General features: G+C 60.2%; 16 protein-coding genes and 3 pseudogenes. All 19 read left to right on the plus strand.

The window, feature by feature from the left end:
* Window positions 1-151: 151 nt before the first annotated feature.
* Entirely contained in the window at window positions 152-1,069 is a 918-nt protein-coding gene (locus QM693_RS00765) for an MlaE family ABC transporter permease (RefSeq protein WP_283351048.1), read from the plus strand.
* Window positions 1,070-1,112: 43 nt separating this feature from the next.
* Window positions 1,113-1,943, plus strand: coding sequence for an MlaE family ABC transporter permease (locus tag QM693_RS00770; RefSeq protein WP_283351463.1), 831 nt, complete (start codon window positions 1,113-1,115; stop codon window positions 1,941-1,943).
* Between the two features lie 4 nt (window positions 1,944-1,947).
* Window positions 1,948-3,039, plus strand: coding sequence for an MlaD family protein (locus QM693_RS00775; protein WP_283351049.1), 1,092 nt, complete (start codon window positions 1,948-1,950; stop codon window positions 3,037-3,039).
* A complete protein-coding gene (locus QM693_RS00780) occupies window positions 3,036-4,049 on the plus strand; it encodes an MlaD family protein (protein ID WP_206016889.1) in 1,014 nt (337 codons plus the stop codon). The genes QM693_RS00775 and QM693_RS00780 overlap by 4 nt, the downstream gene beginning before the upstream one ends.
* Complete coding sequence (locus QM693_RS00785) at window positions 4,046-5,047, plus strand: MlaD family protein (RefSeq protein ID WP_283351050.1); 1,002 nt, start codon at window positions 4,046-4,048, stop codon at window positions 5,045-5,047. The genes QM693_RS00780 and QM693_RS00785 overlap by 4 nt, the downstream gene beginning before the upstream one ends.
* A 1-nt stretch (window position 5,048) precedes the next feature.
* Window positions 5,049-6,080 (plus strand): MlaD family protein, encoded by a 1,032-nt coding sequence (locus QM693_RS00790; protein WP_206016891.1) that lies wholly within the window; start codon window positions 5,049-5,051, stop codon window positions 6,078-6,080.
* Window positions 6,077-7,096 carry an MlaD family protein gene (locus QM693_RS00795; RefSeq protein WP_206016892.1) on the plus strand — a complete coding sequence of 340 codons (1,020 nt, stop codon included), beginning with the start codon at window positions 6,077-6,079 and terminating at the stop codon, window positions 7,094-7,096. Before QM693_RS00790 ends, QM693_RS00795 begins: the two co-directional genes overlap by 4 nt.
* On the plus strand, window positions 7,093-8,058 hold the full coding sequence (locus QM693_RS00800; protein WP_241031837.1) for an MlaD family protein: 966 nt from the start codon (window positions 7,093-7,095) through the stop codon (window positions 8,056-8,058). Before QM693_RS00795 ends, QM693_RS00800 begins: the two co-directional genes overlap by 4 nt.
* Window positions 8,059-8,124: 66 nt before the next feature.
* The gene (locus QM693_RS00805) at window positions 8,125-8,850 is read left to right on the plus strand and encodes a hypothetical protein (protein ID WP_206016893.1); all 726 of its coding nucleotides are present in this window, start codon (window positions 8,125-8,127) and stop codon (window positions 8,848-8,850) included.
* A 734-nt stretch (window positions 8,851-9,584) separates the two neighbouring features.
* Window positions 9,585-10,442 (plus strand): SDR family NAD(P)-dependent oxidoreductase, encoded by an 858-nt coding sequence (locus QM693_RS00810; RefSeq protein ID WP_206016894.1) that lies wholly within the window; start codon window positions 9,585-9,587, stop codon window positions 10,440-10,442.
* Window positions 10,443-10,881: 439 nt separating this feature from the next.
* Window positions 10,882-11,671, plus strand: a pseudogene (locus QM693_RS00815) (IS701 family transposase); the annotation flags it as partial.
* 526 nt (window positions 11,672-12,197) lie between these two features.
* On the plus strand, window positions 12,198-12,407 hold the full coding sequence (locus tag QM693_RS00820; RefSeq protein WP_241031838.1) for an SDR family NAD(P)-dependent oxidoreductase: 210 nt from the start codon (window positions 12,198-12,200) through the stop codon (window positions 12,405-12,407).
* Window positions 12,397-13,182 (plus strand): hypothetical protein, encoded by a 786-nt coding sequence (locus tag QM693_RS00825; protein ID WP_206016896.1) that lies wholly within the window; start codon window positions 12,397-12,399, stop codon window positions 13,180-13,182. Before QM693_RS00820 ends, QM693_RS00825 begins: the two co-directional genes overlap by 11 nt.
* Before the next feature lie 111 nt (window positions 13,183-13,293).
* Window positions 13,294-13,464 (plus strand): hypothetical protein, encoded by a 171-nt coding sequence (locus QM693_RS00830; protein WP_206016897.1) that lies wholly within the window; start codon window positions 13,294-13,296, stop codon window positions 13,462-13,464.
* 105 nt (window positions 13,465-13,569) lie between these two features.
* A pseudogene (locus QM693_RS00835) lies at window positions 13,570-13,878 on the plus strand (IS701 family transposase); the annotation flags it as partial.
* A gap of 164 nt (window positions 13,879-14,042) precedes the next feature.
* Window positions 14,043-14,488: pseudogene (locus QM693_RS00840) on the plus strand (DDE-type integrase/transposase/recombinase); the annotation flags it as partial.
* Window positions 14,489-14,929: 441 nt separating this feature from the next.
* Window positions 14,930-15,694: an SDR family NAD(P)-dependent oxidoreductase gene (locus QM693_RS00845; protein WP_164065114.1), complete on the plus strand. Its 765-nt coding sequence runs from the start codon at window positions 14,930-14,932 to the stop codon at window positions 15,692-15,694.
* Between the two features lie 55 nt (window positions 15,695-15,749).
* Entirely contained in the window at window positions 15,750-16,901 is a 1,152-nt protein-coding gene (locus QM693_RS00850) for an acyl-CoA dehydrogenase family protein (protein ID WP_105417938.1), read from the plus strand.
* A 25-nt stretch (window positions 16,902-16,926) separates the two neighbouring features.
* Complete coding sequence (locus tag QM693_RS00855) at window positions 16,927-17,715, plus strand: crotonase/enoyl-CoA hydratase family protein (RefSeq protein WP_283351051.1); 789 nt, start codon at window positions 16,927-16,929, stop codon at window positions 17,713-17,715.
* Window positions 17,716-17,749 lie beyond the last annotated feature (34 nt).

Below are 17,749 nucleotides of genomic sequence, written 5' to 3' on the forward strand. Positions count from 1 at the left end.
AATCTTTGAGCCTGCCGGAGGCGGCAACAGCCTCCGCCGGCTCTTCCGGAAGTGCCGATGATTGGTCGAACCATAGGCGCGAAACAAGAGCCAGATTCGCCGATTCGAAGGCGACGGAATTGTCGTGCGCTTACACGCGAGGAGAGGATCGATGGGGACGCTGGCAACCACCGAGGTTCCGCTGGAGCATGATCAGCGAGGTTCGGCAAACGGGACATTCAAGGGCGGTCACAGAGGCGCGAACGCTCGGCCTGCCCGGACGCAGCGGGCGGCCGGGTACCTAAACAAAAGGGCGCCAGTCCGGAGCCTGGAGACGTTGGGCAGGCTGGTACATCTGGTTGCCGAAGTACTGCGGTACACGGTTGTTGACACGATCAAGCTGCGTCTGCCCGTGCATGAGATCGCGGATCAGATGTGGCTGCTGTTCAAGGTGACGGCGCTGCCCGCGTTGCTGATGGCTATCCCGATCGGCGCCGAGGTGTCGGTCCAGGTCGGTGGCATCATGAATCAGGTCGGTGCCAGTTCACTCGCGGGCGCGGCAAGCGGACTTGGTGTCGTCGGCCAGGGTGCACCGATGGCGGCGGGTCTGCTCATGAGTGGCGCGGCTGCCTCGGCAATCTCATCCGACTTGGGTGCACGGTCCATCCGCGAGGAAATCGACGCGATGCGTGTGATGGGCGTGGACCCGGTAGAACGTCTGGTGATGCCGCGATTTTTGGCGATGCTCCTAATCTCTCCCATCCTTTGCATCATCATCATCTCGACGGGTGTCGCTGCCGGCCTCATCATCTCTGTGAATGTCGCCGACGTCGTACCGGGCAGCTTCTGGCAGTCGTTCGGAGCATTTACTTCTCCCACCGATCTAGCGTTCTCGGTGTTGAAAGCGTTTCTGTTCGCCGCAATCGTCGTCTCCATAGCGAGTCTGCGAGGACTCGAGGCGAAAGGCGGGCCCAAGGGGGTTGCGAACGCCGTCAACGCGTCAGTGGTGCTTAGTGTCTTCAGCATCTTTATCACAAATCTGTTGGTCAGCCAGCTGCAGCTGATGTTCTATCCGACCCGATTGGCCTGATGAAATGAATGCTTCCTCAAAATACAGTCCGGTTCCACCGGTCATGTTTCGGCCCTTCAGGGTGGTGGGGCGCGGCTTATCAGGCATGGTCGGTGAGATCGGCCAGCTGGCGGTGTTCGTGTGGAAAGTCGTCATCTCGCTTCCCCGAACCGTCAAACATTACCGTCAGGCCACCTGGAAGACCATGAACGACATGGCGTGGGGCAGTGGTTCATTGGTCGTCGACGGCGGCGTAATCAGCCTTATGTTCTTTCTCGGTGTCGCGGTCGGAGCTGTGGTCGCCATCGAGGCGTTCCTAGCGCTCGACCTGCTCGGTTTCGGTCCCCTCACCGGCATCATCGGATCGTTCGGCAATATTCGTGTTATCGCGCCGATTATCACCGGAATCGGGTTTGCCGCACAGGCCGGCTGCCGCATGACAGCAGAAATTGGCGCCATGAGAATTTCGGAGGAGATCGACGCCACGGAAGCTATGGGCCTGCAATCAATTCCATTCGTCGTGGGCACTCGACTCATTGGCGGTCTGTTGGTGGTCTTGCCCGGATACCTGATGGCGCTGGTGGTGAGCTTCTTCGTCGGCGGTGTAATCGTGAAGACTTTCGAAGGACAACCACACGGAACGTACGACCACTACTTCGCGCAATTCCTAAATTGGCCTGATCTGGGAGCATCGGTTTTCAAGACAATTACGTTCTGCGTCGTCGTTACAATCATCCATTGCTACTACGGATACTTTGCCAGCGGCGGGCCGGCCGGGGTCGGATTGGCATCAGGCAGGGCGATTCGGGCCAGCCTCGTATTGATCGTGGTACTGAACTTCTGCATGACGGTGGCGCTCTGGGGTCTGAGCCCGGTGTTGACCTTCAAAGGATAAGATAATGAGCAAACCGAGAAATCAGGACTTCATCCGTGGGTCCGACGAGCACCAAATCCGAATGGTCAACACTGCTGCCGGTCTCACCATCGTGCTGGTGGCGATCGTGCTTGTAACGGCTATCTGGATTCGTCCGCTTCTGACAAAACCCGACGGATTGCGCCTCACGGTCGAAACTCTTCAGGTCGGGCCTGGCGTGGCCGAAGGCACTAGGGTGATTTTGCGAGGTGCCGAAGTTGGTGAGGTGACGTCCGTCGAGAAGACGGATCAAGACATGGTACGCATCCAGTTGTCTCTGAAGCCTGACGAGGTCGAGGGGTTGACAGACTCGATGGACTTGGACTTCCGTCCGCTCAACTATTTTGGGGTCGCGGCCGTCAATCTGGTGGCCAAGGAGGGGGGTAACAACCTGGTCTCCGGGGCGGAACTCCAACGCACAACGGTCGGTGACTACACGATGTCGACACTGCTCGAACAGGGGTCACACACTATCGATGGAACCCTTACAACGAGCATGATCACTACGTTGAACAAGGTCATCCGGTACAGCGACGGAGTGACGCCGCTGATCCAGACCGGCATTGTCCTGGCTGACGAAGTGGCGAAAACGCAACAGGAGATACCGAGCGCGTTGCTGTCTCGGGTAAACGACGTCCTGGACGTGATGCCGGCCTTCAGCGACCAGACCATCCAGGCGTTCTACATCCTCTTCGACACCAAGTTCAACAAGAGACCCGATGGCTCGTTTGGTGTCAATGATCCCATGATGGACCGGGGTGCCGAAGGACTTGACCTGGCCGCGAAAAAGCTGTTTGGTTCGGCCGGCATTCTGCTGGCTTCACACGCGACAGAGTTGACACCGCTAACGGAGATCGCACGGGCGTTCGCCACCGCACTGCCGAACCTTCTCGACAATGGCACGGCGCTGGGCAAACTCGCGAGCCTGATCGATCGGTACAACAACGTTTTTACGACGAACGGCGACAAAAAGGTCCTCAACCTTCGCGTCGCGCTCGACGACCTTCCGTCCTTGGCAGCGCCACTCAGTGCGATGGCGGGGGCGACGGCGGCGCAGCAGGGAGAGATACCTCGATGAAGCCGCATATGAAACTTGGGCTTACGGCACTCAAATTGGGTGTGGTGGCGGTAGTCGCTGCACTGTTGTTCGTCATTGTGGTCAACGCGATGAAGAGCCCTGTCGAGGGTGATACACGTTCTTACACAGCGCAATTCACCGACGTATCTGGACTTCACGAGAATGGTGACGTTAGAACCAGAGGCGTGCAGATCGGCAAGGTGACTTCGGTTGAGCTCACAAGTCAGGACGGTCACACCCTCGCCCAGGTAGCATTCACACTGAAAGAACCGTACGAACTCACGAACACAACGGAGCTCGCGGTCAAGTATCAGAATCTCACCGGTGCCAGGTACGTCGAGCTGACGGTGCCTGAGAATCCAGGAACGCCGGTCGGTCATCTAACCACAGCCAATACCAAGCCGTCCTTCGACATCACGCAGCTGTTCAACGGCTTGCAACCCGTTTTGACCACGATGAGCACCGCCGAGATCAACGACTTCACTGAGAATGCGATTGCGCTCTTGCAGGGTGACGGCGGGGGGCTCGCTCCGATGCTCGAAAGCGCGGACAAACTCGCCGCGATGGCACGCGACCGTCAACAAGTCCTCTCGACGCTGACCGCGAACATGGCGCGGATCGCCGACACAATGGGCAGCCGTTCGCCGCAGGTGATGGATTTCCTGGATTCGCTCAACTATTCGATTGAAGATGCGATGACAGTCCTCGACAAGTTCCAGAAGACAGCCGTGTTTGGGCCTCAGTTCATGCGGCCGCTATTCCGATTGATCGAGCAACTCGGTCTGACACATGAGATGGATGTTGACCAGATGCTGACAAACGCGTTCGAATCTCTACCGGCTGCGGCCGATGCGCTGCGCTTGCTCCCCGCGTCGATCGCGGGCCTGCAGTTACCGCAGGTGTCGGCGACCTCGGCCAACGTATCTTGCACCAACGGAGTCGCCACATTGCCGACGACAGTCCAGGTGCTTCTCAATGGCAGCGAGGTAGTTGTATGCAACGCACGATGACCGTTGTGGTCAGGGGATTGAGGCGGATCACCCAGGGGTACCGCAGTGAGCTGACGCTCGGCATCGCGGTCGTGGTCGTGATGGCCATCGCGTTGACGATCACAGTGATGGTGTACGTACAACCGCCAGGCCGCAAACAAATTTCGTTCGAAACGACAGACGCTGCAGCAATTGAAGTCGGTGACGACGTCCGTGTTGCCGGCATCAGCGTCGGCAAGGTCACTGCCCTGTCCATCGGGGATTCGTTCGTCCGGGTGACCGCCGAGATCAAAAGAGAGGTCTTTATCGGCTCCGACTCCCGAATTGACGTGCGAATGTTGACTCCGGTCGGCGGGTATGCAGTCTCGGTGCTTCCGTTGGGCAACAACGACCTTGGTTCGGCCGTTATACCAGTCGACCGCGTGAACGTCCCGTACTCTATCGCTGATGTGCTTCAGGCGGCGCCGATCGTCACCGACAGCGTGAATGGCGGCACGATCGACGCAAACATCGATCAGACAGCAGATGCCCTGCAACGAAATCCGGGTTCGCTCGCCACGATCATCTCGGGAATGGACAGCATCGGCACGGTGATGGACCACCAGCGTGAGCAGATTCGTGACATTGTGAATATGGCGGCACAATATCTACAGCAATTTAATCAACGGCGTGACTTCGTATTCGATTTGATCCGCCGAATCGAGGTGGTGCTGTCCACCTATCACAATACGCACGCCGGCTTCAACGAGGCCTATACGCTCCTCGGTGAGGTCTTGTACCGTGTCATTCCGCTCGAAAAATTCTATCTTGCCCACGAACCTGAAATGCGCCCGAAGATCGAGCAACTGCGCGATTCGATCGGTGCCTTCCAGCAGGACATGGGTCCCGCCATCGATCAACTCCAACAGCTCCGCGATCGCCTGGCTGCGTGGCTGACGCCGGCGGGAATCGCCCAGATCAGCGGAGGAACCATATTGGCCTCGACGGTCTGTGTTCCTGTTCCAGGAGGGACGTGCTGACATGTCACACATCAATCGGAAGCTCGCCGCAGCCGTGACCGGTGCTGTAGCGATTGCGCTTGTAGTAGCTGGAAGCCTGTACGTGGTACGCGGTGACTCGCACGGCAGCACGTCGGCATTCTGCGCAGAAATGCCAGACTCCCTCGGGTTGTACCCAGGCAATCCGGTGACCCAGATGGGCTATCGCGTGGGAAGAGTTGACAACGTCGAACCTGCAGGTGATCGCGTGATCGTGAGCTTCTCGCTAGACCCAGGGCGCGAATATCGTGCTGACGTGCAGGTTGTGACACGGTCGAAATCCTTGCTGGCTGACCGGAGCCTCGAACTAGTCGGCAACTACGATTCCGGCCCGCATCTCGAACCAGGGGAGTGTATCCCAATGAATCGCAGTTTCACGCCGAAGAGCATCTCCGAAATTGTCGGGTCGGCAGCAGACTTCGTAGATGCAATGACTCCGGCAGAGGGTGAAAAGAGCCTGGCTCACGCGATCGGAAGTCTCGATACGGAGTTACAGGGGCAGGGTGAGAACGCACGCGCGATGTTGGAGCACGCATCGGCTGCCGCAGAGAGTCCAGACCAACTGGTCTCCGATATCGGTTCGAGCGTTCTCAACATGGCGCCCTTGACAGAGGAAGCACTGCACAACTGGTCGACTGTCAGCTCGCTCCTGAATGAACTGCCGGATGTGGTTGCCGAGGGAATTGACCTGTGGCCAGGCGTCACGAAGCTGGTCGATGGCACCGGATACCTAATCGCGGTGTTGTACAGCATTCAAGATCATTACGGTGATCTGCTGTGGCCGACGATGCATGGGCCTGTCAGCGACGCGATTCACCTTGCCGCGACCCGGTCCAAAGATCTTGCAAGTCTGCTTGATTCCCTCCCTTCGGTGACGACCGTGCTACAGCAACAGTTCGGCCGTCCGGGTGGACCGACGATGAACTATCAGCCGATGACTGTCGACAATGGATCCGGTGAACCGGTTGTCCTGACTGGAAATCTCGACAGACTCTTAGTTGAGGGCGTTCGATGAGCCAAGCCAAACGATGGAAGCACGGTCTCGGCGCCATTTCGATGTGTTTCGTGGTCGCGTTGACCGCATCGTGTTCACTGGGGCCGAAGGACCTGCCATCGGTGCAAGGCAGTGTCCGAGACGGCTACGCCATCACGATTCAATTCGCGAGTGCGCTCAACCTTCCGGACGGCGCGCATGTAACGCTCAACGGGCTGAGAGTCGGACAGGTCACGGCCGTGGATGTGCAGGGGGCGGTGGTTGCGGTGACCGTTAACGTGGCAGGTGATGCCCGCATCCCCACCGACATACACGGGGTTATCCGCCAAGACACGCTTCTCGGCGATACGTATATCGCACTCGAAACAAATCAGAATTCGGCGCAGGTGGAGTATTTGAAGCCGGGCATGCTGATTACTGCCGCACAGACCACATCGCCTCCGCAATTGGAGGATACGATGGCGGTGCTCGCCTACTTCGTTAACGGCGGCAGCATCCAGAAGGTTCAAGACACAATGAAACGCCTCAACAACGTGATGCCGCAGGTCCAGGATGTGAGGGCGATCGCATCGACAGTCGCAGTCGATTTGCGCGACCTTTCGGACCACCTCAGCGAGATTGATCGGATGCTGGACGGCATGAATTCGACAGCCGTCGCGGTGGATGGCCAGTCTGATGCGCTCTCCATCATGTTCGAAGGCGACGAGAATCACACAGGCACGTACTACTGGCGGAGCTTGAATCAGAAATTCATCGGTCATCTGAGCGTCGTACTGCCCAACGTTGGCAGTGTCTTCGAGGGCGGAATGTGGCTGGTTCCGATGCTGAATTCTGTTGCCGATGCGGGGCAGTCTATTCGCTACATGTGGGACGAGGGGCCGACTTCGGGCGAGAAATTGGACAATTTTATTCGCACAACACTTGTTCCATTCGTAAAGGATCCTCAGGTTGATATTAAGTCGATCCAGGCAGCGAACGGAGATCAAGTTCTGGTTGATGTCGAGAACGTTCTGCGTATGCTCGGAGCAGTGAAATGATCTTCACAAAGACGCGCATCTCCGTCGTTGGGATGCTTGCGATGGCCGTGGCGTCGTTTGCCTACCTGGGGAATCTCGGGCTGAACGTCTCGCCTTTGCAGAAGGTTAACGAGGCCAGCATGACGGTGACCGACACGAATGGTTTGGTCGTCGGTTCCAGAGTGCTGCTACGCGGAGTGCAAATCGGTCATGTGACCGCATTGAATGCGTCTGCAGACGGTGTTGAACTCAAGTGGAACTATGACCGGAGCTACGAGATTCCGATCGAAAGCACCTTTCGCGTTGACAACATGTCGGCGCTCGGCGAGGGGTACATGGCTATCCAGAGCAGTTCTTCGGGAGGCCCCTTCCTCGAGAATCGTTCGGTCGTGGATTCTTCGCGGGTAAGTCAGCCAACTTCGCTCCAGGATTTCTCAAAGCGGCTCACCTTGATGTTGGAGCAGGTCGACCCCGACCGGGTACGGGAGGTCTTCGCCAGTGTTGATGTCGCGTTGCCCGAAGATGCCAGCGTGCTCAACAATTTGAATAGAGTCGGTGAACTTCTGGCGAACGAGATCATCACTCGGAGGGGTGATCTCAACAAGCTGTTGCAGGTAATACAACCGCTACTCCAACAAAGTGCGCCGGTGCCATACGCGCTCGATGGAGCAACGCCCAACATCGTAGAGTTCGGCCAAGGGTTCGCGAACGTCATCAACCGCTATTTCGACGTTGTCGGCCTGGCATCGCTTCCGGATGGCATTACCTACGGAGTGGAGCCCTTTCTCGCTGAATCGCAGGCGTTTCTCGACAAGAACGCGATGGATCTGCACGTGATCGGTGGCGATCTGCTTCCGAGCATGACTGCTGCAGCAGCGTCGCTTCGGACAATCCCGGTGTCAGATCTGCTTACGAATGCGCTCGCTGCGGCCGATGCGGGCGATGCGCTCACGCTGCATCTCCAAGGGTTGGGAGGAGGCTGAGTTTCATCCACCAAGTTACTACTCGGAGCGCCATCAAGAAAACCGATATTCAAAGGCATTGGGAACATGATCAGTAGAACTGAAGCTAGAACAACTAAACAGCAGGCTAATGAAGAGTCGGCGGTCGTCCAGAGCGGCGAAGGTGATGTCCGCCAGTACAAGACCGGGGCCGTTGCAGGCCGCCTGCGAAATGGTGACCGAGTCATCCGGGTCCGCTCGTTCATCGGCGCCCTCGTACTCCTTGCAATGATCGGATCGATCGGAATCCTCGGGTGGCAACTCCATGGGAAAACGGACGACCTGAACAGCATGCGTGACAATGCGGACGCCCGTTCGCATGCGGAGCAGGTGGCTCTCGACTACTCGACCGGCGCCGCGCAGATGGATTTTCGCGATCTCGCGTCCTGGCGTTCGCGCTTAACCAGTGGCACAAGCGATGAATTGGCGGATCGGCTGACACACGCAGCATCGTCGATGGAGCAGATCATCACGCCGCTGCAATGGGTGGCTACAGCGAAACCGGTGGCAGCAAAAGTAGTTTCCGAGAATAACGGTTCGTATACCGTGACTGCCTTCGTAAAGGTATTGACAACGAACAGTCAGGCGCCCGACGGAATCGATTCGACTGCCTCTTATCAGTTGACGGTCGACGGCCGCGACAATTGGAAGATTTCGGACATTGGGGGAGATGATGCGTCGCTCGGCGGTGCTGGCAATCCGCCGCCCTCTTCGTCGTCGACTGCCCCGCCATCTGTGGAGTCGCCGCCGGCGCCGGCGGTGCCTCCGCGGTAATCCGGTTCCAGTACTGCATGGCAGATCGGCTGCATATTCATTACACGGTGTCCAGCTCGACGGTCAACCGGCAAGCAGGCGCCCGTTTTTTGGCCGTGTCCACGCCTGCGGTGTGGTGCGTCGAGAATGGGATACAACGTCTCCGGTGCTGATGGATTCGATGCTCTATGAGGTGGAGCCAGAAATCGTCCAGCGTAGCCGACCGCGGAGATCATGAGAAGGTCGCTCATTTCGAGCGAACACGATCTGGACATTTTCTGCCTGGGCCCTGACCCAACTTGCCGATTCTTCCGGCCGGCGATGGGGTTGGCAGGTCCCCGATAGTGGAACCACGTCGGATCCTGCCCCGCGAGATCCACTGCGCCGATTCTCGCGTTCGACACCGGCAATTCCTCTCATCGCGAGAAGTCCAGCGCGGGATCTGCCGCTACATCATTTGGGAACAAGAAGGTCGCCACGAGCAGCAGTTTCGCGTCAACGAAGGCGCGCGATGCTGATTCGGGTATGGGCATGTCACCGAAGCCGCTGGAAATAGTGAACCGGACGGACGCCATCGTCACGCGCCGAGCCGCGCGGCTGACCGCAAAACGGCACGTGCTCTGCACAGACCTGGCCTGGGGCAGACAAAAACGATACTCTGATACACGGTACGTCAGGTGTATCGTTGCGCGGGTTGCGGGCCACATAACGCAGATCCGCAGTCAACAACGGAGCAGAACTTTTAGGAGACAGCCATGAACCAAGTTGCACTGAGCGGCAAAGTCGCCGTCGTCACCGGCGGAGGCCGAGGAATTGGAAGGGCGACGTGCGAGGCCCTCGCACGCGAGGGTGTACGAGTCGTCGTCGCAGACCTCGACGGGGCGGCTGCCGAGGCCGTCGCTACCGCCATCGGCAAGAACGCCATTAGTCGGTCACTCGATGTTTCCAACCGCGAGCAGTTCCGCTCGGTTCTCGATGCCGCCGAACAGCACTTCGGTCCGCTCGACATCCTCGTCAACAACGCCGGCATCATGCCGGTGGGCTACTTTATTGACGAAACCGACGAGATGACAGACCGCTTGGTCGACGTCAACTACCGCGGCACCCTCATCGGGATGAAGGAAGCCCTACGACGCATGAAGCCGCGAGGCGCCGGCCATATTGTCAACCTGGCATCGACCGGTGGGTGGTTGCCCGCCCCCGGCGTCGCCACATACGTCGGCACAAAGCACGCGATCGTTGGTCTCACCGATAGCGTGCGTCTCGAACTGACGGGCAGTGGTATCAATCTGTCGTCGGTGGGCCCCGGCATCGTCAAGACGGAACTGGCGGCGGGACTACAGGAGATGCGCGGGATGCGCGGCGTTACACCAGAAGAAGTCGCCGATGCAATCATCGAAGGCCTGAAGCGAAAGCGGCACGCTATCTTCTCGCCTGGTGTAGTCGGAATAGCCGCCCACGTCTACGGTGCGTTGCCGTACACACTCCGTTCGTTGCTGTTTCGGGTTACGAAGATCGACCGTCTAGGTCCCCAGATCGATCAAGGGACCCGGAAAGATTACGAGGCGCGCGTCGTGGCCAGCATCTCCCGCGCGACAGACGCCGAATCATAACAACCGGGTGTCTGAGGGTTTTCGCGCCGCAGGATTCGGCCTGTCCATCGAAACGATTGCTCGAGCCAATGGTCCGTCTGTGAAGTAGCAAGCGATTTCATGCTGCGTTCATGGTTGCCGTGACGTGGACGGTCAGTGGCGAATATCGGGCAGAGCTCGGGCGGACTGCTGGATCCACGCGCCGCCGCACCGACAGGTAGTCCAGGCGCGGGCATTGCTGCGGGCGGGCGACGGGGTAGCCGGTGCCGAGATCTCCCGGTAATGTAGCGAATTCGGAAACCCTGCGGCGCTGGTGGTATCGCTCCTGATGTCGAGGTCCATTCCTGGGGGCGTGGTAGTCGCGAAGTGGCGCCGCAAACTGCGTCTTGCCGTCCGGCCCCGGAGGTGCCGCAGTTGGCATCAGAAGCATCCGACGTGGCTCGATGGCCGGTGATGCGGCCCGGAGGGCATGCAGCGGCTGCTGAACTTCTACTCCTGGGACTGTGAAGGGGCTCCGCGACGACGTGCGTGAGGTCGTGGTCGAGACGATCGGCGACGCTGACATGGGCGTATTGATCGTCGACGAGACAGAGTCTTGAAGAGGGCACCCGTCGGCCGGGGTGGCCCGGCAGTACTCCGGCACGGCCGGAGGATCGAGAACAGCCAGATCGGGGTGTTCCTCGCCTACGCGAGCGCGGCCCGGGCACGCGCTCATCGACCGGGAGCTGCACCTGCCCCGAATCGTGGACCGCCGATCGGGTCCGGTGCCGCGCCGCCGGCATCGGGGATGGGGTCGAGTTCGCGACCAAAACCCGTGCTGGCGCAGCACATGATCGAACCCGCTCTCGATGCGAAGGTGCCGTTCTCCTGACTCACCGCCGACGAAGCGTACGGGCAGGTGAAGTCCCTGCGGGTGTGGCTCGAGGAACGCGATGTGTCCTATGTGCTGGCCACCCGGCGCAACGACGACGTGTTCACCCCGGACCGGCGGGCGATATGATCGCCGCGGTCCCGCCGAGGCAGTGGCGCCGGATCTCGGCCGGCGACGGCGCACCCCGCCCGCGGGATACTCCTCGGTTCGGGTGCCGATCCGGAGCGCCGCCGGTCCCTCTCCGATCCGACCGAGATCGCCTACATCGGCGTCGGATCCCGGCGCACCACGCTCACCGAACTCGCAGTCGTCGCCGGATCGCGGTGGCGGGTCGAGGAGTGCTTCCAGCAGGCCAAGAAACGAGGCCGGCCTGGTCCAGTAACAGGGGCGTACCTACCGTGCATGGTATCCACACCACCTTGTCCATGCTCGCACACATCGCTTCCACCGCCCGGAGGGAAATCAGCCGATCATCACCTAACACCGATCACACATGCCACCCTGGATGCGAAAGGCTCAGTGAAACAACCCGACACACCAGGTCGGACGATCACCCACGTCCCCACAACCCGTTCCACACAACGGAATTCACGACGACAACATCAACGAATCGGTGCATTCGGGCTTGGTAGTCGATTAGGGAGCGCTGCTGGCATCGTTCGTCGCTGGGTGTGGCACAAACCCGATTCTTACTTCCCTTCTACGGTCGTGACTGCGACACCCTGGTTTTGTTGACGATCCCGGTCGCATGCACCTAATATTTTATCTGAATTAGATACTTCCGGGAATGTTGGTCCCCGTTCAGCTGGCCCGTAGCTGCGCCGTGAAGTCGTGATGACGCGCGGTCTGTTTCCTGTGCCGGACGATCCTCGAGTTTGGAGTGAGAAGAGAAGATGGTGGAATCGATGAGCTGGACGGTTGTCGGCGGGGCGTCCGGTGGTCTGGGTCGGGCCATCGCTCGTAACCTGGCGGAGGATGGCCATGACGTCGTCGTGGCGTATCGAGGCAATCGTGCGGGCGCCGACGAGACGGCGGAGCTCGTCCGTTCGAGTGGTCGAGGGGTCATGATCGAGCCGGTTGATTACGTAAGCGGGGTCCGGGCGCATGTTGGCTGAGACGCCGCTGGTGGTCCTTCGGCTCTACGAGTTCGCCCAAGTCCTGGGCACGGTGTTCGGTGGATACTTGGTGTTCCGGTTTGGTCGAACCCGATTTCTCGCCGGCCTCTACGTTGGATGTATATCGATTTTCTTCTGGGACTGGATCTTCACTGATCACTGGTTCCTCAATCTCACCTACGATGCTCGGTCGATCAACCTTTTCACGCTCGCCGGCCGGCCCGAGCCGCTGTGGTCGCCGTGCTCGTACGCGACGTTCTTCGGGATCACCACCCTGCTGATCCTGCGTTACCGTGACTGGCTCGACCGAAAACTGGGTCGCTGGCAGTACGTCGTGCTGCCGGTCTTCTTCGCGGTGCTCGATGTGAGTGTCGAGGGTCTGACGATTTACGCGTTGGACATCTACCGCTATGGCTACCGGGAGGAGTGGACGGTTCTCGGCGTCCCTTACACCAACCTGGTGTGGGTCAACATCATTCTGATGCTGATGGCGTGGACCGGCCGAGGGATCGTGCGGATGCAGCACGAGCGCGGGACGATGGCGGTGAACGGTCCTCCGGCGGTCGTCGATGCGGACCAGCGGGTCATCACTCCGGTTGGTGCCGGGGCGCGCCCGTCCGTCGCCGTGACCGAGGACAGCCCTCGCCTGCCCGGCCGGTCCTCAGCCGAGCCCTGGACGTTGTTCGCAATAGGCTTCGCAATCTGCCCGACCGCCTTCTATATCAGCATCGGCGTGATGGCCTTCGTGCTTGACCTAGTCCAACCATGGAGCTGACCCCGCGCGGAGGAGTCCCCCACCGGGCCGTCCGCTGGGGACTTGCGGCCGATCAACCGGATTGGTTACGGAGACGGGAAACATATCTGTCAGCGTGGTGTGTTCTGGCCGATGGCGTTCGAGGCGACGGTCCCCGAATGCCAGGCGATCGGGGAGATCCCCAAGGACGTGTTCGGTGGCTTCTACCGGAAACGGACCTGCCCAGCGGCCCCGCGCCAGGGCGTCGAGAGCGTGTTCACCACCGACGGGATGGTTCAGGTCGATGACCACCGGCATCGATGAGTTCGAACTGGGCGGCCGTCTAGGCGCCGGAGTGGTCGAGACCCAGAAGCCAGCGCGCCCAACGGCTACAAGCGCCGGCTGGGTTCGGGCGACTCCGAATGTGGCGAACGGGGTCGCGATCACCGGCTGCTGGCCCGCCGGTCGATCACTGACCCCGACGAGATGGCCTACTACATATGTTAAGGCCACGCCGAGACCGAACCCGCCGAGCTGGTCCGGGTGGCCGGTAGTCGCTGGGCGATCGAGGAGTGCTTTCAGACCACCAAGAACGAGACCGGGCTCGACCACTACCAGGTTCGCGGGTACCCGGCCTGGTACTTGCACATCACCTTGTCGATGGCCGCGGCCGCCTTCCTGACGATCCTGCGCCGCGGCGCTCAAAAACGGGATCTCCGGCTGGTAACCGAGATCTAATACCTCTGACAATCAACGAGATCCGGCGATTGTTCAACCGCGTCGCCTGTCCGGTCGAACACGCCCTCGTGCATGTCTGGCACTGGTCGAACTGGCGCCGCGCCAGCCAGGCCAGAGCGCGCGCCAGCCACTACAAACGTCGACATCGCAAACTGTCGTTGCAGTACTTTGTGGCGGTCATCGACTGTTTCTCCCGCAAGGTGGTCGGGTGGTCGATCGCCCGATCACATGCGCACTGACTTGATCGCAGCCGAGCTGGCGAACGCGGCCTCGACGACCCTGATCGAGCCGGGGGCGGTCTTTCACTCCGGTCGTGGCCGCCCAGTACACCTCTGGCGCATTTCGGCGGCTCGTGGCCGGATTGGGAATTCGATCCTCGATGGGGCGTACCGGGGGTGTGCTGGGACAACAGTATGGCCGAAAGTTTCTTCGCAGCGCTAAACAACGAATGTGTCTACCGCACGTTCTATGCAACGAAACAGCGAGCGCGACAGGACATCGTCAGGTGCATCGTAGGGTTCACAACTCGCGGCGCCGGGATTCTGCGCTCGGCTACCGGTACCCGGACGACGTCCACTGCAGTTACCAGCGGCCGACGATCGCGGCCTGAATCAATCCCCTTCAATGTCCGAAATTCTCGCAGTAGACCAAACTACCAGTGACTACCACATTATAGTATGAATCTACATTAGAAAACTGGTGTCGGCATAAAACTTCCGCGTCCACCTGGCAGCCAACGGACCGGGCAGTGTCCCAGCATGGGTCTGGGGTGCGCATACCGTGGGTAGAAATGCCCTGCGGACCGTTGTTTGGCCCGGGTAGTGCGAATGACGGCGTAACAGTGCTTGGGTGTCACCGCTCTGTGTCCATGCACTAGTTGGTCCTGGCGATCCGCACGGCAATCCCCCTTGACCCTGCTAGATTTAATCTAGTATAAAATCTATGTGAGCGGATCGGTGCACGACGATCGCTCTCGCCGACCGCGACGCGGCACGGGGTGGCTGAACTGCTGCCGCCAGTAGGTCGCACCTACATGTTTGGTGAGGGAGTTATGGATATCAACGGCAAGTCCACTCTGGTGACGGGCGGAGCCTCCGGACTGGGGCTCGCAACAGCTCGCCGACTGATCGACCTGGGTGCGTCGGTTGTCATCGCTGATCTTCCGTCCTCGCAGGGAAAGGAAGTCGCGGCATCGCTCGGTGAACGCGCACGATTCGTTCCTGCCGATGTGACTGACATCGGCGAAGTCGAGAACGCCGTTGCGGAGGCATCGCTCGGATCACCGCTCCGAGTGCTCGTGCACACAGCCGGCCGTGGAGGCTCGGTCCGGCTTGTGAACAAGGACGGCTCGCGGGGTGACGGTGACTTGTTTGCCACTATCGTGCGCACCAACCTCCTCGGGACTTTCAACGTGTCAAGTGTTGCCGCCGCAAACATGGCCGGAAACGAGCTGATCGCCGGCGAGCGTGGCGTGATGGTGTGGACCGCGTCCATCGCTGCCTTCGAGGGGCAGATCGGACAAGCCGGATACGCCGCATCCAAGGCAGGTGTCGCAGGCCTGACGATCTGCGCAGCGCGCGACCTTGCTACAAAGAACATCAGAGTGTGCACGATCGCGCCGGGCCTAATGGATACCCCGATGCTTGCAGGATTGCGTGACGACGTGCGCCAGTCCCTTACAAGTGGGGTTCCCCACCCGGCGCGACTCGGTGAACCGGACGAGTACGCCAAGCTGGCGTGCTCGATCATCGACAACGGCTACCTGAACGGTGAGACCCTCCGGCTCGACGGCGCCAACCGCATGGCACCGCGATAACTGAGGCTGGACCACCACGGCCACGACTACCCCTTCACTGATCAGGAAAGTCGAGATGAAACGCAAGGTTTTCACGGACGAACACGACGCATTCCGGCGGATGGTACGAGGGTTCCTCGAAAAGAATGTCGTACCCAACTTCGAGAAGTGGGAAGAGCAGGGCGCTCCGCCGCGCGAATTCTACAACGAGGTCGGCGAGCTCGGCATTCTCGGAATCCAGATCCCGCAAGAATACGGAGGAAGCGGCGAGCAGACCTACAAGTACAGCGCCGTCCTCACCGAGGAGACCCTGCGCGCGAAGCTCGGCCTGGGGTCGCTGCGAGTTCACATGGACATCGTGCTGCCGTACCTGCTGAAGTACGCCACTGCGGAACAAAAGCAACGATGGCTTCCCGGCGCCGCCAGCGGCGACCTGATCTCCGCAATCGCAATGACCGAACCGGGGACCGGATCGGACCTCGCAGGCATCAGCAGTACCGCCACCCGCGATGGCGACACCTACGTGCTGAACGGGTCGAAAACCTTCATCACCGGTGGCGTCAACGCAGACTTGATGCTCGTCGTCGCACGGACGGCACCGGTCGACCTGGACAACCGGCGCGCGGGCCTGAGCATCCTCGTCGTAGAAACCTCGAGCCCCGGATTCGGTGTGGTCCGCACCCTGTCCAAGCTGGGGATGAAGGCGCAGGACACCGTCGAACTGTACTTCGACAACGTGCGGGTGCCGGCTGCGAACCTGTTGGGCGAAGAAGGTCGTGCGTTCGACTACCTCGGCCACAATCTCGCCCAGGAACGGCTGTCGATCGCAGTGGGATCACAGGCTGCCGCAGTCGCCGCCTTAAACGAAACCACCACCTACGTCAAGGACCGCAACGTCTTCGGTAGGCCGCTGTCGAGCATGCAGAACACGAAATTCATTCTCGCCGAATGCGCGACGGAGATAGAGGCGGGGCAGATGCTCGTCGACAGGGCGCTCGACGACCACGACCAAGGCGAACTGAGCGCCGTCGACGCGGCCAAGGTCAAACTCTTCTGCACAGAGTTACAGGGCAGAGTGGTCGACAAGTGCCTGCAACTGTTCGGCGGATACGGATACATGCTCGAATATCCCATCGCCCGTCTCTACGCCGATGCACGGGTGACCCGAATCTACGGCGGAACCAGCGAAATCATGAAAACGATCATCAGCAAGTCGCTGGGCTTATGAATCGCACTGCCACAGGAGGATCGCGATGACAGCAGTTGAGCCAAAGACGCATGCCCCAGTCGTGCTCACCGAAGTCACAGATGGCGCACTGGTGATTGCCATCAATCGGCCCAGCGCACGGAACGCGGTAGATCTGGAAGTCGCAGAGCGAATCGAGTCGGCGCTCGCGGAACTGGACCGGCGGGACGATCTGGTCGTCGGCATCATTACCGGAGCCGGCGGCACTTTCAGCGCAGGAATGGACCTCAAGGCGTTCGTACAAGGAATCCGCCCGGCCACACCCCAGGGCGGCTTCGCAGGTTTCGTCGAGAACCCACCACAGAAGCCCCTGATCGCCGCAGTCGAGGGCTATGCCCTGGCAGGCGGCTTCGAAATCACACTTGCCTGCGATCTGGTCGTGGCCTCATCGGCCGCTGTCTTCGGCCTGCCAGAAACCAAACGGGGTCTGGTTGCCGCCGCCGGGGGACTGCTCCGGTTGCCCAGGCTGATCCCCGAACGAGTCGCACTCGAGTACGCCTTGACCGGTGAGCACCTCACCGCCGACCGCGCTCTCGAACTCGGACTGATCAATCGGGTAACCGAACCGGGCGAGGCGCTGGCCGGGGCATTCGAGTTGGCCGGACGGATCGTGGCCAACGGTCCGCTCGCCGTGCGCGCCACCAAGCAAGTGTTCGCGCAGGCGCGTGACTGGTCCACCACCGAGCAGTTCGATCGCCAACGAGACATCACCGGTCCTGTCTTCGCGTCCTCCGACGCACAAGAAGGTGCCCGGGCGTTCGCGGAGAAGCGGACGCCGAAGTGGACCGGATCCTGAAGACCCACAAATCGATCGACCCCCCACGACGGCC

This window comes from Rhodococcus sp. IEGM 1305 (assembly GCF_030058635.1).
Taxonomy (GTDB): Bacteria; Actinomycetota; Actinomycetes; order Mycobacteriales; family Mycobacteriaceae; genus Rhodococcus_F; species Rhodococcus_F opacus_D.

Bases quoted from the DNA above. Each gene is read 5' to 3' on its own strand.
- QM693_RS00820 (WP_241031838.1), top strand. From the start codon at position 12,198: ATGAGCTGGACGGTTGTCGGCGGGGCGTCCGGTGGTCTGGGTCGGGCC.
- QM693_RS00790 (WP_206016891.1), top strand. From the start codon at position 5,049: ATGTCACACATCAATCGGAAGCTCGCCGCAGCCGTGACCGGTGCTGTA.
- QM693_RS00830 (WP_206016897.1), top strand. From the start codon at position 13,294: ATGGCGTTCGAGGCGACGGTCCCCGAATGCCAGGCGATCGGGGAGATC.
- QM693_RS00785 (WP_283351050.1), top strand. From the start codon at position 4,046: ATGACCGTTGTGGTCAGGGGATTGAGGCGGATCACCCAGGGGTACCGC.
- QM693_RS00770 (WP_283351463.1), top strand. From the start codon at position 1,113: ATGTTTCGGCCCTTCAGGGTGGTGGGGCGCGGCTTATCAGGCATGGTC.
- QM693_RS00845 (WP_164065114.1), top strand. From the start codon at position 14,930: ATGGATATCAACGGCAAGTCCACTCTGGTGACGGGCGGAGCCTCCGGA.
- QM693_RS00800 (WP_241031837.1), top strand. From the start codon at position 7,093: ATGATCTTCACAAAGACGCGCATCTCCGTCGTTGGGATGCTTGCGATG.
- QM693_RS00825 (WP_206016896.1), top strand. From the start codon at position 12,397: ATGTTGGCTGAGACGCCGCTGGTGGTCCTTCGGCTCTACGAGTTCGCC.
- QM693_RS00805 (WP_206016893.1), top strand. From the start codon at position 8,125: ATGATCAGTAGAACTGAAGCTAGAACAACTAAACAGCAGGCTAATGAA.
- QM693_RS00850 (WP_105417938.1), top strand. From the start codon at position 15,750: ATGAAACGCAAGGTTTTCACGGACGAACACGACGCATTCCGGCGGATG.
- QM693_RS00795 (WP_206016892.1), top strand. From the start codon at position 6,077: ATGAGCCAAGCCAAACGATGGAAGCACGGTCTCGGCGCCATTTCGATG.
- QM693_RS00765 (WP_283351048.1), top strand. From the start codon at position 152: ATGGGGACGCTGGCAACCACCGAGGTTCCGCTGGAGCATGATCAGCGA.
- QM693_RS00810 (WP_206016894.1), top strand. From the start codon at position 9,585: ATGAACCAAGTTGCACTGAGCGGCAAAGTCGCCGTCGTCACCGGCGGA.
- QM693_RS00780 (WP_206016889.1), top strand. From the start codon at position 3,036: ATGAAGCCGCATATGAAACTTGGGCTTACGGCACTCAAATTGGGTGTG.
- QM693_RS00775 (WP_283351049.1), top strand. From the start codon at position 1,948: ATGAGCAAACCGAGAAATCAGGACTTCATCCGTGGGTCCGACGAGCAC.
- QM693_RS00855 (WP_283351051.1), top strand. From the start codon at position 16,927: ATGACAGCAGTTGAGCCAAAGACGCATGCCCCAGTCGTGCTCACCGAA.